This window comes from Pseudomonas sp. Pseusp11, from assembly GCF_047304405.1.
Classification (GTDB): Bacteria; Pseudomonadota; Gammaproteobacteria; order Pseudomonadales; family Pseudomonadaceae; genus Aquipseudomonas.
This window is the reverse complement of record NZ_JBGLZF010000052.1, coordinates 22,488-36,523: the sequence shown is the minus strand read 5'-3', so window position 1 is coordinate 36,523 and position 14,036 is coordinate 22,488. Positions and strand designations below refer to the sequence as shown.

The 14,036-nt window shown below is 56.4% G+C and carries 11 protein-coding genes and 4 pseudogenes; 9 read left to right on the top strand and 6 right to left on the bottom strand.

What is annotated here, in order from left to right; all coding sequences use genetic code 11:
- The 6 genes and pseudogenes from ACCC96_RS27095 to ACCC96_RS27070 form a co-directional block, all read left to right on the top strand.
- A pseudogene (locus ACCC96_RS27095) lies at positions 1 to 149 on the top strand (proline/glycine betaine ABC transporter permease); the annotation flags it as partial.
- A gap of 12 nt (positions 150 to 161) precedes the next feature.
- Positions 162 to 1,160, top strand: coding sequence for a 4-hydroxyproline epimerase (locus tag ACCC96_RS27090; RefSeq protein WP_413697415.1), 999 nt, complete (start codon positions 162 to 164; stop codon positions 1,158 to 1,160).
- Positions 1,161 to 1,262: 102 nt separating this feature from the next.
- On the top strand, positions 1,263 to 2,276 hold the full coding sequence (locus tag ACCC96_RS27085; RefSeq protein ID WP_413697414.1) for a GlxA family transcriptional regulator: 1,014 nt from the start codon (positions 1,263 to 1,265) through the stop codon (positions 2,274 to 2,276).
- A 108-nt stretch (positions 2,277 to 2,384) separates the two neighbouring features.
- Positions 2,385 to 3,476 (top strand): annotated as a pseudogene (locus tag ACCC96_RS27080) (cache domain-containing protein); the annotation flags it as partial.
- A gap of 87 nt (positions 3,477 to 3,563) precedes the next feature.
- Complete coding sequence (locus tag ACCC96_RS27075; protein WP_413697418.1) at positions 3,564 to 4,331, top strand: methyl-accepting chemotaxis protein; 768 nt, start codon at positions 3,564 to 3,566, stop codon at positions 4,329 to 4,331.
- A gap of 27 nt (positions 4,332 to 4,358) precedes the next feature.
- Positions 4,359 to 5,288: a DMT family transporter gene (locus tag ACCC96_RS27070; RefSeq protein WP_413697413.1), complete on the top strand. Its 930-nt coding sequence runs from the start codon at positions 4,359 to 4,361 to the stop codon at positions 5,286 to 5,288.
- A 57-nt stretch (positions 5,289 to 5,345) separates the two neighbouring features.
- Here the strand turns inward: ACCC96_RS27070 and fdhA are convergent, their stop codons facing one another.
- The 3 genes and pseudogenes from fdhA to ACCC96_RS27055 form a co-directional block, all read right to left on the bottom strand.
- Positions 5,346 to 6,545, bottom strand: coding sequence for a formaldehyde dehydrogenase, glutathione-independent (gene fdhA, locus ACCC96_RS27065; protein WP_018927872.1), 1,200 nt, complete (start codon positions 6,543 to 6,545; stop codon positions 5,346 to 5,348).
- A gap of 333 nt (positions 6,546 to 6,878) precedes the next feature.
- The gene (locus ACCC96_RS27060) at positions 6,879 to 7,634 is read right to left on the bottom strand and encodes an SDR family NAD(P)-dependent oxidoreductase (RefSeq protein ID WP_413697412.1); all 756 of its coding nucleotides are present in this window, start codon (positions 7,632 to 7,634) and stop codon (positions 6,879 to 6,881) included.
- Positions 7,635 to 7,646: 12 nt separating this feature from the next.
- Positions 7,647 to 7,922: pseudogene (locus tag ACCC96_RS27055) on the bottom strand (SDR family oxidoreductase); the annotation flags it as partial.
- Positions 7,923 to 8,159: 237 nt separating this feature from the next.
- Between ACCC96_RS27055 and ACCC96_RS27050 the strand changes: the two are divergent.
- Entirely contained in the window at positions 8,160 to 8,867 is a 708-nt protein-coding gene (locus tag ACCC96_RS27050) for a TetR/AcrR family transcriptional regulator (RefSeq protein WP_413697417.1), read from the top strand.
- Positions 8,857 to 9,633 (top strand): pyrroline-5-carboxylate reductase family protein, encoded by a 777-nt coding sequence (locus ACCC96_RS27045; protein WP_413697411.1) that lies wholly within the window; start codon positions 8,857 to 8,859, stop codon positions 9,631 to 9,633. Before ACCC96_RS27050 ends, ACCC96_RS27045 begins: the two co-directional genes overlap by 11 nt.
- 69 nt (positions 9,634 to 9,702) lie before the next feature.
- Here the strand turns inward: ACCC96_RS27045 and ACCC96_RS27040 are convergent, their stop codons facing one another.
- From ACCC96_RS27040 to ACCC96_RS27030, 3 genes and pseudogenes are all read right to left on the bottom strand, one after another.
- Positions 9,703 to 10,086, bottom strand: a complete 384-nt coding sequence (locus ACCC96_RS27040; protein ID WP_413697410.1) for a VOC family protein — start codon at positions 10,084 to 10,086, stop codon at positions 9,703 to 9,705.
- A 63-nt stretch (positions 10,087 to 10,149) separates the two neighbouring features.
- Positions 10,150 to 10,350 (bottom strand): annotated as a pseudogene (locus tag ACCC96_RS27035) (hypothetical protein); the annotation flags it as partial.
- Positions 10,351 to 10,404: 54 nt separating this feature from the next.
- A complete protein-coding gene (locus ACCC96_RS27030) occupies positions 10,405 to 12,441 on the bottom strand; it encodes an FAD-dependent oxidoreductase (RefSeq protein WP_413697416.1) in 2,037 nt (678 codons plus the stop codon).
- 317 nt (positions 12,442 to 12,758) lie between these two features.
- On the opposite strand from ACCC96_RS27030, the gene ACCC96_RS27025 reads away from it, so the two are divergent.
- A complete protein-coding gene (locus ACCC96_RS27025) occupies positions 12,759 to 13,748 on the top strand; it encodes an isopenicillin N synthase family dioxygenase (RefSeq protein WP_413697409.1) in 990 nt (329 codons plus the stop codon).
- Positions 13,749 to 14,036 lie beyond the last annotated feature (288 nt).

The following is a 14,036-nucleotide window of genomic DNA, read 5'->3' as shown; positions in this document are numbered from 1 at the left end:
GTCTGGGGGCTGAAGTGACCCGAGGCCTCTCCAGGATGGAGATGGGATTAGGGCTTAGAGCTGGCCTGGCCATTGTCGCTATTGCTCTGCTGTTGGATCGACTGTCACGCGGTGCGCTGCAGCGTCATTCCCCAAGAAAACTTCTTTGAAAGGGCTTCAGTATGAGACGCAGCTTTTTTTGCATTGATTCGCATGCGTGCGGCAACCCGGTTCGGGTCGTAACGGGCGGAGCGCCGCTGATGCCCTCCGTATCGATGGTGGAGCGGCGCGATATTTTCGTACGCGACCATGATTGGGTGCGCACCGCATTGATGTTCGAGCCCCGGGGGCACGACATCATGTCTGGCGTCATCATCTATCCATCGGTACGTGATGACTGCGACTTCGGTGCATTGTTTATCGAAGTCAGCGGGTGCCTGCCGATGTGTGGAGCAGGCACGATCGGGTTATCGACCGTGGTCATTGAAGAGGGCCTGGTTACACCTCGTGTACCGGGAAAACTCGCCATTGAAACACCGGCAGGGCGCGTCGATGTCGAATACACCATGGGCGGCGAATTTGTTGAGTCTATTCGCTTATTCAACGTGGCCAGCTATCTGCACAGTGCTGATGTGGTCGTGGATGTGCCCGGTGTCGGCACGTTTACGGTGGATATCGCCTACGGTGGGAATTTCTACGCGGTGGTCGAACCACAGGAATGCTGGACTGGTTTTGAAGGGCAGACGACAGCGGACATTGTAGGGTTGAGCCAGAAGCTGCGCTCAGCGCTGGCAGAGATTTGTGATCCTGTGCATCCAGAAAACAGCAGAATCAGCGGGGTTCATCACATTATCTGGTGTGACAAACCACAAAGCAGGACCGTGCATGGCCGCTGTGCGGTTTTTTATGGCGATAAAGCCATTGATCGTTCTCCCGGTGGCACCGGTACCTCTGCCCGTATGGCTCAACTGTATGGAAAGGGACGGTTGAACACAGGCGACATTTATCGACTTGAAAGTCTGATCGGTACGATCTACGAGGGGAAAGTCGAGGCTGCCGTCAGCGTCGGCTCCTTTGACGGCATGAAGCCAAGCATCAGCGGCTGGGCTGAGGTCATAGGCCACAACACTATTTTCGTAGATGACAAAGACCCTCTGGCCCACGGGTTCCAGCTCGCATAAACAACGTGGTCATGGCTTCAGCGGTTGATTCTTCGGCGACGAAGCGTCAACCGTGATTTGTACAAGGTCTGCGTTCGTTAGAGTAAAGAAGCGAGGCGTAAAGTGATCGAGCGACGAGATTTCAGCGGCTGCATGAAGGGTAAAAACCTCCGTTATCTGGGCGAGATCCGGGTAGCGCCGAGGTCTCATGCCCGGGCAGGATTTTTACTGCTCGAGCACTTCTCGTTGCCTGCATTTACGCAAGCGCTCGATACGATTGTCACCGCCAACCTTTTGCATCCCACGTCGTTCTCTTCACAAACCTTCGGGCTGCAAGACGGTGAGGTAGCCAGCGACCTTGGCCTGGTCATTCGGCCTGATGCGCGCCTGGAAGTCGCGGCACTTAAAGGCCTCAATTTGTTGGTTGTATGCGGCGGCTACCGGACGGAACTCAAAGTCAATCACGAGCTGATCAGCATTCTCAAAACGGCATCAGAGCTTGGCATCACACTGGCCGGGCTGTGGAATGGGGCGTGGTTTTTGGGCGTGTCAGGTTTGCTTGAAGGCTATCGTTGTGCGATTCATCCCGAGCACCGACCCGCGCTCGCAGAAATTTCAAAGGTCACTCATGTCACCAGTGAGGCTTTTGTCGTGGATCGGGACAGGCTCACGGCTTCGAGTCCGGCGGGGGCTTTTCACATGACCCTGGAGTGGATCAAGGGGCTGCACGGCAAGGCGCTTGTCGAGGGCATCGAAGACATTCTGTCTTTCGAAGAGTCGCGGTATCGGCGCGTCAAACCGACCCAGAATATCTCGCTGAGCGCCCCCCTGAGAGAGGTGGTCAAGCTCATGGACGCCAACCTTGAAGAGCCGCTGCAAATGGAGCAACTGGCCGTCTATGCCGGACGCTCCCGGCGGCAAATAGAGCGCTTGTTCAAAGAGCAACTGGGTACCACGCCGCAGCGGTATTACCTGGAATTGCGCATTACCGAAGCACGGCGATTGCTTCAGCACACGGAACTCTCCCAGGTCGATGTTCTGGTTGCCTGTGGTTTTGTTTCTCCCAGTCATTTCAGCAAGTGCTACAGCTCCTATTTTGGTTACCGGCCTTCGAAAGAAATTCGGCTGGTGAAATAAACAACGCCTGTTAAATCCTTTTTGACTGGTGGTACTTATCGTGACGGTGGGCTATCGACTTCGTGCCGTTGCTGTTTGTGCAAGACCTTCTTTAGCCTTGGGGCCCCAATGAATATCAAACAAAAACTGACTTGGGCTTTTGCAGTCATTGCTTCGTTGCCGATCATTCTGGTCGCGGCAATGGTCATCGTTAATCTGCGAAGCGACGCTGAAAGCAGCTTCGTCGACAGTAGCGGTCGGGAAATCCGTCAAGTAGCCAACGCTATGCATTTGTTCTTCGACGGCATCAGTCAGAACGTCGAGTATGTGGCTTCCAACCCGGTGGTTACGGCAGCCGGCCACGATGTAAAAAGCTTCATGAATGACCCGTCGGCGGCCATGCCGGCGTCTGATACGGACAAACGGATTCTCGCGTTTTTCACCGGGCTTGCCCTGAGCCATCCGTCCTATACCTATATCTCCTATGGCTTGAGTAACGGCTCTTATGCGACCTGGCCAGGCGATCAGAAGATTGCCAACTATGATCCGCGTCCCCGTCCCTGGTACAAGCTCGCTCTGGCTAATCCCGGTAAAACCTTGCGTACTGAAGCTTACTACTGGGCCGGCGACGATGCCGTTCTGGTGAGCACTGTTCGCACCGTTGACAATGCTTTAGGCACCGCCGCTGGTGTGGTCAACATCGACGTATCTCTGAACCAGCTTACGGCCATGATCAAACAGATCAAGCTTGGGGATAGCGGCTATTTGTTGCTGGTCGAGAACAACGGCACGGTACTGGTTGATCCGAAAAGCCCGGAGCATAACTTCAAGAAGTTGGGCGAGCTGGGTCAAGGTTTCAGCGAGTTGGCCAAGGCGGGTTCCGGCTTGGTCAAAGTGAACATTGATGGCGAGCAGTTCATGGCTAACGTGTTCCCGTCGGAGCAATTGGGTTGGCGTTTCATCGGTCTGATCAAGCAAGACGAGGTCATGGCATCGGCTACTCGTTTGACCTGGCTGATTGGCGTCATCGCCACAGTGTTGGCCGTGATCTTCGCAATGCTTGGCTCCAGCTTCGCAACGCTTATCGTGCGCCCGATTCGAGGCGTTTCCAGTGGTCTTGAAGGCATTGCCCAAGGCGATGGCGACTTGACGAAAAACCTGACAATTCGTGGCAAGGATGAGACTGCACAGTTGGCAAGCTGGTTTAACCAGTTTCTCGGTGCGATTCGCGACCTTATACAACACATTGGTCTGGCGGCGACCAGGATCCTCGACAGCTCCACCAGCTCGACTCAAGTGTCGAACGATATGGCGGAAGCTGCCGGGCGCCAGCGTGAAGCGGTGGACATGGTCTCTACGGCTTTTCACCAGATGGTCGCTACAGCCAATGAAGTGGCTCGCTCCTGCAGTCAGGCCGCCGAGTCCGCTGACAGTGGTCAGCGTCAGGCTCGTGAAGGTCAACAACAAATCGATGATGCGGTGCAGAGCGTCGATCAGTTGAGTGCCGAGATCACTCGATCGGCCAAGGACATGACGCAACTGGAAAAAGACAGCAACGACATTCAGTCGATCCTAGATACCATCCGCTCGATTGCAGAACAGACGAACCTGCTGGCTCTCAACGCTGCAATTGAAGCCGCGCGAGCGGGGGAGCAAGGACGTGGCTTTGCTGTTGTGGCAGATGAAGTCCGTGCGCTGGCCAAACGCACAGCCGACTCGACCGCCGAGATCGATACATTACTGGGGAATCTGGCCAAGCGCACAGCCGCGGTTGCGCACCAGATGCACGCCAGTCTGGATGTGTCGAATCAATCCGTGACCAGGATTGGCCAAGCGCGCAGCAGCTTTGGTCTGATCCGAGAGTCGGTGGATGTCATTCGTGACATGAACACTCAGATCGCCACAGCCGCCGAGGAACAACATCAGGTCGCTGAAGACATCAACCGCCACATCAGCCAGATCCATGGAGACGCACAATTGGTCGCCGAGCTGGCCAATTCAGCGCGTGGGGATTCGAAGAACCTGGCGTCGTTGTCACTTGAACTGGATGCGTTAGTGAAACGCTTCAAAACCTGATGTTGCCGACACGCTAAGGAGGAGGGCATGACCGAGGTGCTATTGAAGAGCGATCAAACAAAAAACATGGCGCCCTTAACTACGCCTACCGTTTCTGCTAGTTCTGGGGGCGCAAGACCCCGACTCGGGATTTTTTTATGCCTGCTTTCAATGCTTATCTTTGCGAGCCAGGACGGACTGACCAAGGTACTTGTCAAAGACTTCCCGGTTGCCCAACTGGTCATGGTGCGTTATTGGGTGTTTGTCGTTTTTGCCCTCGGATATGCCGCCTACCAAGGTAGGGGCAAAGAGACATTTCGCAGTAAGCATCCTTGGCTCCAAATCATTCGAGCGCTGTTAGCCGTGGGTGAAACCATCCTGTTTGCAGTGGGGCTACGATATTTGGGCCTGGCCGAAATGCATGCGCTCTATGCCGTATTTCCGCTGATGGCACTGGCATTGGCGGGGGCCGTGCTTGGGGAGTTCATAGGTCTGCGGCGCTGGATTGCCGCCGCCATCGGGTTCACCGGGACACTGATCATCCTTCGACCAGGCGCGGGCGTTTTTGAACTTGCGGCGCTGATTCCCCTGCTGGCTGCTTTGGCGTTTGCGGTGTTCAACGTACTGACGCGCCGGATTAGCCAACACGATGCCTTTGCTACAAACATGCTCTTTATGGCTGGAGTGGGAGCCCTGACGGTCACCTTTGCGGGGCTGCCCGCATGGGTTGCTCCGACTCCGGTCCAGGGCCTCTTGATAGGGATCCTGTCATTGACGGGAGTCGTCGCTCAGATTCTCTTCATTCAAGCACTGAAATACGCGACCGCTTCCTCCCTGCAGCCGTTCAACTATGCGCTTCTGGTGTTCGCCACTTTGATTGGTGTGATCGTTTTTGCCGAGCGCCCTGATACCTGGGTGGTTGTCGGAGCCACGTTGGTGATTATCGGTGGGCTGTATGCGATTAATGCGAAGGCGTGAACGTGGTTGGTTTCTAAAAAAGGGCAGCTCGAGGCTGCCCTTTTCCCATCCTTTTCCCTAGGCCGCGGTAAACAGCTTGTGCGGATCCATGACGAATTTCTTCGGCGCCCCGGCATCGAACTCGTGGTAACCACGCGGCGCGTCGTCCAGGCTGATCACCTGCACACCGACGACCTCGGCAATCTTGATCCGGTCCCACATGATCGCCTGCATCAGCTGACGGTTGTACTTCATCGTCGGGGTCTGGCCGGTGTGGAAACTGTGGGACTTGGCCCAGCCGAGGCCGAAACGGATGTTCAGGCTGCCATGCTTGGCGGCTTTGTTGACCGCACCCGGGTCTTCGGTGACATACAGACCGGGGATACCGATATTGCCGGCGACCCGCACCACGCCCATCAGCGCATTGAGCACATCGGCCGGGGCCTCGTGCTGCGCGCCGTCATGACCGTGGCCACGGGCTTCGAAGCCGACCGCATCGACCGCACAATCGACTTCCGGCTCACCGAGCAGGTTGGCGATTTGCTCGTGCAGCGGAGTGTCCAGGGTCAGGTCGGCGATCTCGAAGCCCTGGGCCTTGGCATGCGCCAGGCGCAGCGGATTGACGTCGCCGACTATCACCACCGCCGCACCCAGCAGACGGGCGGAGGCGGCAGCAGCCAGTCCGACCGGACCGGCACCGGCGATATACACCGTGCTGCCAGGGCCGACACCGGCGGTCACCGCGCCATGGTAGCCGGTCGGCAGGATATCGGAGAGGCAGGTCAGGTCGCGGATTTTCTCCATTGCCTTGTCGCGGTCGGGCAGCTTCAGCAGGTTGAAGTCGGCATACGGCACCAGCACGTATTCGGCCTGGCCGCCAACCCAGTCACCCATGTCCACATAGCCATAAGCACCGCCGGGGCGCGCCGGATTGACCGTCAGGCAGACGCCGGTGTGCTGTTCCTTGCAACTGCGACAACGGCCGCAGGCGACGTTGAACGGCACCGATACCAGGTCACCGATCTGCACGTTTTCCACGTCACGGCCCTTCTCGATGACCTCGCCGGTGATCTCATGGCCAAGCACCAGCCCGACTTGGGCCGTGGTCCGGCCACGCACCATATGCTGGTCGGAGCCGCAGATATTGGTCGAAACCACGCGCAGGATCACGCCATGGTCAATGCGCTTGCCGCGCGGGTCTTCCATTTTCGGATAGGGGATGGTTTGCACCTCGACCTTGCCTGCGCCGAGATACACGACACCACGATTACCAGACATGATTTCACCTCGCTTTTGTTGTTGTGAGAACACGGCCCTTGTACTGCGAAGGGTCGCGCGGCCTTACAGTGCGGCGGTATATGTCTTGCGTTTGCGCGTGAATGCAGATGGGTTGGAAGTCACCCTCCATCGACGCGTGATTAGCAGTCATCGTATCGATCCTACGCCTGGTATCAGCACTCTGCGAGGGCATTTAGCACCCAATCACCATCTCGTTTGGCAGGGCTGGTCGTCCGGAAGAAGTGGCTGCTGCCGTTACGTTTCCGGCCTCACCCAAACCCTGCAACGGAGGTGGGTGAGTGGTTCCCACCGTCGCAAGTCGGGCTGATTCGATCAAAACGGCAGTGGCAGTTTCGCCGTGCGCCCCCCATCCACTACCAGCACCTGCCCGGTGATGAAGGCTGATGATTCGCTGGCCAGGAAAACGACTGTCCTGCCAACATCCGCCGGCAATCCGGTACGTCCAACCGGGTGAAGATGCAGCAGTGCCTGGCGCGCCGCACGGGGATCAGCCTGAGCGGCCAGGTACGCATCACTCAACTCCGAGTTGATCCACCCTGGAGCAATGGCATTGCAGCGGATGCCGTCTCGGCCGAGATCGACTGCCAAGGCGCGGGTCAACCCATGGATGCCTGCCTTGGAGGCACAATACGCGGCGTGCTCAGGGTTGGCGCCGATCCCTTCGATCGACCCGATGTTGATAATGCTGCCACCGCCTCGCTGACGCATCTGGGGCACCAACGCCTTGCACAAGAACGCTGGCGCCCGCAGATTGACAGCCATCATGCAATCCCAGTCCTGCTCGGTCATTTCTTCAATGGACTTCTCGAACATGAACCCGGCATTGTTAACCAAGACATCGACTCCACCAAGCTGCTCCTGGGCGAAGTGGGCAATCAAATGGGGTGACTCCATCGAGGCGAGATCAGCCTCGACGAAATAGACTTGAGGGTGATCTCGCAAGTCATCGTCCAGTGTCTGGCGTTGCGCGATCAACACAGAAGCTCCTGCTTCAAGCAATTGCTCGGTGATGCCTCGGCCAATCCCTCTGCCGCCCCCGGTCACCACTACATTTTTACCTTTGAGCATCGCTGCCTCTCCTTAGCCGGATACCGGCTTGGCGCCTGTGACTTCTACTGTTTCACCGGCAATGTACCTGGCCTCGTCGGACGCCAGAAATGCGATGACATCCGCAATGTCTTCAGGCTCGGCGATACGGCCTAATGGCACGCTCTTGTTCAGTTCTTGCACAGCCTTGTCCGGATCCAGGCCGCGACGTTCAAAACCGCTGCGTATCATTGGAGTATTGATTTCGTGTGGGCAGACGGCATTGACCCGGATGCCCAGAGGGGCGCAATCGCGGTCCAGATTCTTGGTTAAAGCTTGAAGCTTTTGGCAGAGCCATTATTTGGTTTCAATGGATCGCAGCGTCCAACGACTTTTTTATTGGGCCAAAGATGACGTGGCGTTATCCAAAAAATCGCGCGCGCAACAAACATCCTCTTGGCATAGCGAACATATGTCTAAAAAATGTACGCCCATGTACATGCCGTGTACGCCACGGATTCCGGGGTGTACAGTGACGAAGAATTTTCAAAGAAAGGTGCAACCCGAATGTCACAGACAGGAAGGGCTAAGACCAAGGCGCAGGACGCAGGCTGGCGAGGCTCCGTCGATGTTTGGCTGGACGCCGCCTACGATGCTCTTAAAGAGTCGGGAGTGGATGCTGTGCGGGTAATGCCGCTGGCCAAACGCTTGAATTTGTCTCGTACCAGCTTCTACTGGTTCTATGAAGATCGGGAGCAGTTGCTCGCGGCACTCCTGGCTCGATGGCGGGACAAGAACACCGGCGGTATGGTCAGCCAATGCGAGAGTTACGCAGAGAGTATTTCCGAAGCGATTCTCAACGTCTTCGAATGCTGGCTGAACCCTGAGCTGTTCGACTCGCAATTCGAATTTGCCGTGCGCAGTTGGGCGTTGCAATCGGACGAGGTCACCGCTGAAATCGCTTTAGCCGATGAAGCACGGATGAATGCTTTGGCCGCCATGTTCCGACGGTTTGGCTACGACGCAGAGGGGGCCGATGTCAGGGCCAGGACGATCTATCTCACGCAGATCGGCTACATATCCATGAAAACCAATGAAGATATCGTCGTTCGATTTCGACGAATTCCTCAGTACGTGAGCGTGTTCACCGGCAAAGTACCGAAGCGGCGCGAGCTGGACCGTTTTTATGGAAAGTTCGGCTACGCAGAAAAAGAGCCCGGCGTTTTCGTTCCCTTGGTCGAAACATTCGAGGAGTCCGCTGCCGATGGAGAGTAGAAACCTGGGCATCATCGGAGGCACCGGCTGGTTAGGGCGTGCAATCGCCGAGGCGCTCCTTGATAGCGGTTTCATCAAGCCTGACCATTTGTTGATCTCGAACCGCTCCGGCGTCAGTACCTTCGGACCAGGCGTGAGACTGCTGGCCGACAACCAGCAGTTGGTGGACCTCAGCGATATTGTCGTGCTGTCCATCCGGCCGGAACAGTTTCGTGAACTGCAGATCAACGCCCGCGGCAGGCTGGTGATTTCTCTGATGGCTGGAGTTCCGGCGGCAGCCATCAGCGCGGCCACCGGTGCGGATGTAATAGTGCGGGCCATGCCGAATGCGGCCGTGGAAATCAGGCAGTCGTTCACGCCCTGGTACAGTGCCGGAAAGCTTCCAGAGAGTGACTGCAAGTGGGTGCAGCGACTGTTCGAGTGCGTAGGTTCGGCGGACGAAGTGCCTGATGAAGACTGCATTGATTACCTCAGCGCGTTGTCCGGGACCGGGCCAGCCTTCCCGGCAATGCTGCAAATGGCGCTGACGAATCAGGCGGTGGCTGCGGGAATTCCCCTTGCCATCGCGCAGCGTGCTGCACAAGGCGTGTTAGTGGGGGGCGGGCAGATGCTTGCCAGCCGCGATCCGCAGCAAATGATTGAGTCGTTGATGGCTTATCGTGGCGTGACGGCAGCAGCGCTGCAGTCGATGGCCGATCAAAACATCGAGTCCATTGTGGGGACGGCGGTAAAGGCAGGCGCTGAAGTTGCGCGGCGGGGAATGTAACCGGGGCAGGGATATGCAGTGAAGGCCCGTCGAAGGGCCTTCACTGCAGAAGGCGTCAGACGGTTGCGATTATTCGGCCTTGAAGCAATAGACAGCCAGTTTGTTGCCATCAAGGTCCCGGGCGTAAGCGGCATAGGCATTTTCAGCCCAGTTACGCGGACCCGGTTGGCCTTCACAAATGCCACCGGCGGCGAGTGCGGTTTCGTGGAATGCATGTACCGCAGCGCGGGTTGGCGCTTCGAAGCTGACGGTCACGCCATTGCCAACGTTGGCAGGATTGCCATTGGCGGGTTTGAGTACGAAGAACGACGGCTTATCCACGCCCCGGATGGAGCCGGATTCATCGAGGTTGGCAACACGGTTGAGACCAATTTCTTTGAGAACGCCATCATAGAAGGTCCGTGCTTTGGCAAGGTCATTGGTACCGACAGTGACATGGGTAAAAACAGACATTTTGATTTCCTTTGGGTTGTGATGCGGGTGTGGGCGCTGGCCGATATCACGGCAGTGCCTTGGTCAGAAATGAATGACGGTGCGAATGCTTTGCCCCGCGCATCAATTCGAAAGCCTTGTTGATGTCCTCAAGGCCTAGGTTATGAGTGATGAAGGTTCCAGAGCAGCTCGCATCAATTTGACGTTGCCGACACATTCAAACGAATAGTCCACGCCACCGTCGGTGAGCTCGACAATCACGTCCTGGATGGGCTTGTCATAGTCCATCCCTCTTGTTCATGGCAAGCCCCCCGTTCCAACAAGAATGGAGGCTCGGATTCAGATTTCTTTCACCAGGCGCAAAGCGTCGTAGATGGCCGCGTGGGTGTTGCGAGCAGACACGGCGTCGCCGATCCGGAACAGCTGGAAGCGTCCTTCGGGATTGGTGACGATGTTCTGTGCCGTGCCGGCGATCAGGTCATGCTGCTCTACCGCGCCGCCATTGGTGGAGAGAGGGCGCAGGTCGAAGTACAAGTCGTCCAGGGGAAGGGTGCCGTGGTTGACGACGACTTGATCGACTACGCGCTGCTTGTGGACATGCCCGTAATCGCTGCCAAAGGTTGCAACGAGCCCGCCATCACGCTTTTCCACTGTATCGACCCGGTAGGTGACGGTGAAGGTGACGTCCAGGTCCTGCAGGCTGCGCATGTAGGGCACCAGGTTCATGGCCATGACTTCAGGTGCAAACGAGCGGTCAGGGGTGACGATCTCCACGGTCGCACCGCTTTGCGCGATGACCTCGGCAGCCTGCAGGGCAGCATGATCCCCGGCATCGTCGAAGATCAGTACGTTGCGACCGGGCTTGACGTCACCGGAAATGATGTCCCAGGTTGAAACCACGAGTTCATTGCCTTCGCGGAGCACCTCGGTATCAGGGAGGCCGCCGGTCGCAACGATGACCACGTCTGGCTCGAAGGCTTGCACGGTGTCGGCTTCGGCCCAGGTATTGAAGTGAAACTTCACCCCCAGCCGTTCGCATTGCGCCATGCGCCAATCAATGATGCTGATCATCTCGCGACGACGCTCGCTCAGCGCAGTCAGACGAATTTGCCCGCCGGGTTGGTCGGCCGCCTCAAGCACCGTCACGTCATGGCCACGCTCACCGGCGACCCGCGCTGCTTCCAGCCCCGCCGGGCCGGTGCCGACCACCAGCACCCTACGCTTGACGGCGGCTTTGGGGATGTCGTGGGGCATGGTGGTTTCCCGACCCGTCGCCGCGTTATGAATGCAATAGGCCGCGCCACCCTGGTAGATGCGATCCAGACAGTAGTTGGCACCCACGCATGGGCGAATGTCCTCTTCGCGCTTCTCGATGATCTTGCGCACGATGTGCGGATCGGTCATGTGCGCACGGGTCATGCCCACCATGTCCACTTTGCCCGAGGCGATCGCGTAGCGCGCCGTGGCCACGTCGGGAATCTTCGCCGCGTGGAAGGTCGGGAAGCCAGTTGATGAGCGAATCTCGCCAGCGAAGTCCAAGTGAGGCGAGTTGCGCATACCCTGAATCGGGATGACATCGGTAAGGCCGGCGTCCGTATCGATGTGACCGCGCACGACGTTCAGGAAGTCGACCAGTCCGCTGTCCTTGAGCATGTGGGAAACCTGCATGCCCTCGCTGGCAGTGAAACCACCGGGTAGTTCTTCATCACCGGTGTAGCGAACCCCGAGCAGAAAATCTTCTCCTACCCGCTGGCGGATGCCACGCAGGACGTCGAAGGTAAAGCGCATGCGGTTTTCCAGCGAGCCGCCGTAAGGGCCGTCGAGGTCATTGGTCAAGGGCGACCAGAATTGGTCCATCAGATGCCCATAGGCCTGAAGCTCCAGACCATCGAGACCTGCCGCCTTCATGCGCTCCGCGGCGTCTACATAGTCCTTGATGATCCGCTCAATGTCCCATTCCTCCATTTTCTTCGGGAAGGAGCGATGTGAAGCCTCGCGACGGTGTGACGGCGACACCACCGGTAGCCAGTCGGCCTTGTCCCAGCGGGTACGGCGGCCCAGGTGAGTCAACTGGATCATCACCGCCGCGCCATGTTCGTGGCATTCATCGGTCAGGTCCTTCAACCATCCGACCACTTCGTCCTTGTAGGCCAGCACATTGTTGAACACCGGCGGGCTGTCTCGGGATACGGCGGCGGACCCGGCAGTCATGGTCAGGGCGACACCCGCTTTTGCGCGCTCCACATGGTAGGCGCGGTAGAGATCCTTGGGCATGCCGTCCACAGGGTAGGCCGGTTCATGGGAGGTGGTCATGATCCGGTTTCTGAGGGTCAGATTCTTGATTTTATAGGGTTGCAGCAAGGGATCGCTGGACATCGTGGTGCGCTCCAAAGTGGGCTTCATCAGGCTCGGTGACTTGAAATTAGGATAAATGTACACCAGTGTCAACTGTTGACGACACAGGTGTACATTTTGCTTGCGTGATGGAAAACCCAGGATTAACATCCGTCAAAACAAGGACTGGTTTGTCTCGTCCGCACCTGTCATCCATCGCATCGATTGATCAGTGTCCGGGACGAAAAAGTGGGGGTTAAAGGGTGATGGTTCAGGTGTGATTTCAGTGAGATTAAAGAGGGCGCCGCCGTGCTTTCTGAATCTTCTGCCTTATTGACATATTGGAAAGGAGAGCAAGCGTGACAGAGTTATTTGATATTCGTTTGGCTAGCAAACAAACAGCTTTCACTGAGATTCCAGTCATAGATATATCGCCGCTCATAAACGGCGAAAATCCGCTGCAGGTGGCAAACCAAATAGGTGATGCCTGCGAAAAGGTGGGTTTTTTTTACATAAAGAATCATGGTGTCGAGCAGCAGTTGATAGATAAGATGTACGCGCTTTCCAAAGCTTTTTTTAAACTTTCATATGAGGAGAAAAACAAGCTTAATGTCGTAAAGTCGGGTCTTACGCTGCGTGGTTATATACCGATGTATGCGGAAAACGTAGACCCTGCTAATACCCGAGATTTCAAAGAGTGTTTTGATTTCGGAGCTCATTACGATGAGGTTTCTCCATTTTTTGGCCCTAATCAAATGCCGTCCGCACTGCCACAATTCGAGAGGGTTGCCGAGGCTTATCATGGCGCTGTATTGGCGCTGGCGAGAACGCTCATCGGCGGGATCGCACTGAGTTTGGGGTTGCCACAAGATTACTTTGAACATCTTCAGCGTAAGCCCATTACGATCCAGCGAATTTTGCGTTACCCGCCCCAGATCGGAAGGGTCTCTCAAGAGGAGATCGGTATTGGGGCCCACACGGACTATGGTTTCTTGACTGTCCTGTCCCAAGACGCAGTTGGCGGTTTGCAAGTCAGGAATCGTGCAGGGGAGTGGGTGACTGCCCCACCCGTAGAAGGCACGTTTATCGTCAATATTGGTGATTTAGTTCAAACCCTCACTAACGATCGCTACACCTCGACAATGCATCGTGTCATCAACATTAGCGGTCTGGAGCGTTATTCAATACCTTTCTTTATTGATTTGGATTTCGATGCGGTTGTTGAGCCTGTGCCAACCTGCGTGAGTGAGGATTTACCCGCGAAGTATGAAGCGTACACCTGCGGTAAACACAAATTTAAGCGTTTCGTTGATAGCTACGCGCATCTGAAAGAAATCGAGAAGGTATGATCGCTTTCCGGCTATGCGAATGGCTGATGTAAGTATTTTTGAGTTATTGCTGGGGTTATAAAACTCAGCAGGGTGACGAGCACTACAACCATTGAAATCTGACGCGAACAGCAAACGCCGGCATGAGCCGGCGTTTTGCTGATCAGGCGGTTTGAAGGATGCACGTGCTCAGCGTGATTTTGCCAAGGCTCTGATCGCCAGGGGCATCGATCCGCGCGCCTATCGGCGCCTTGCTGTTGGATTCGCTCCATAAAAGCACAGCGACAAAATATTTTTATCTGATAAATG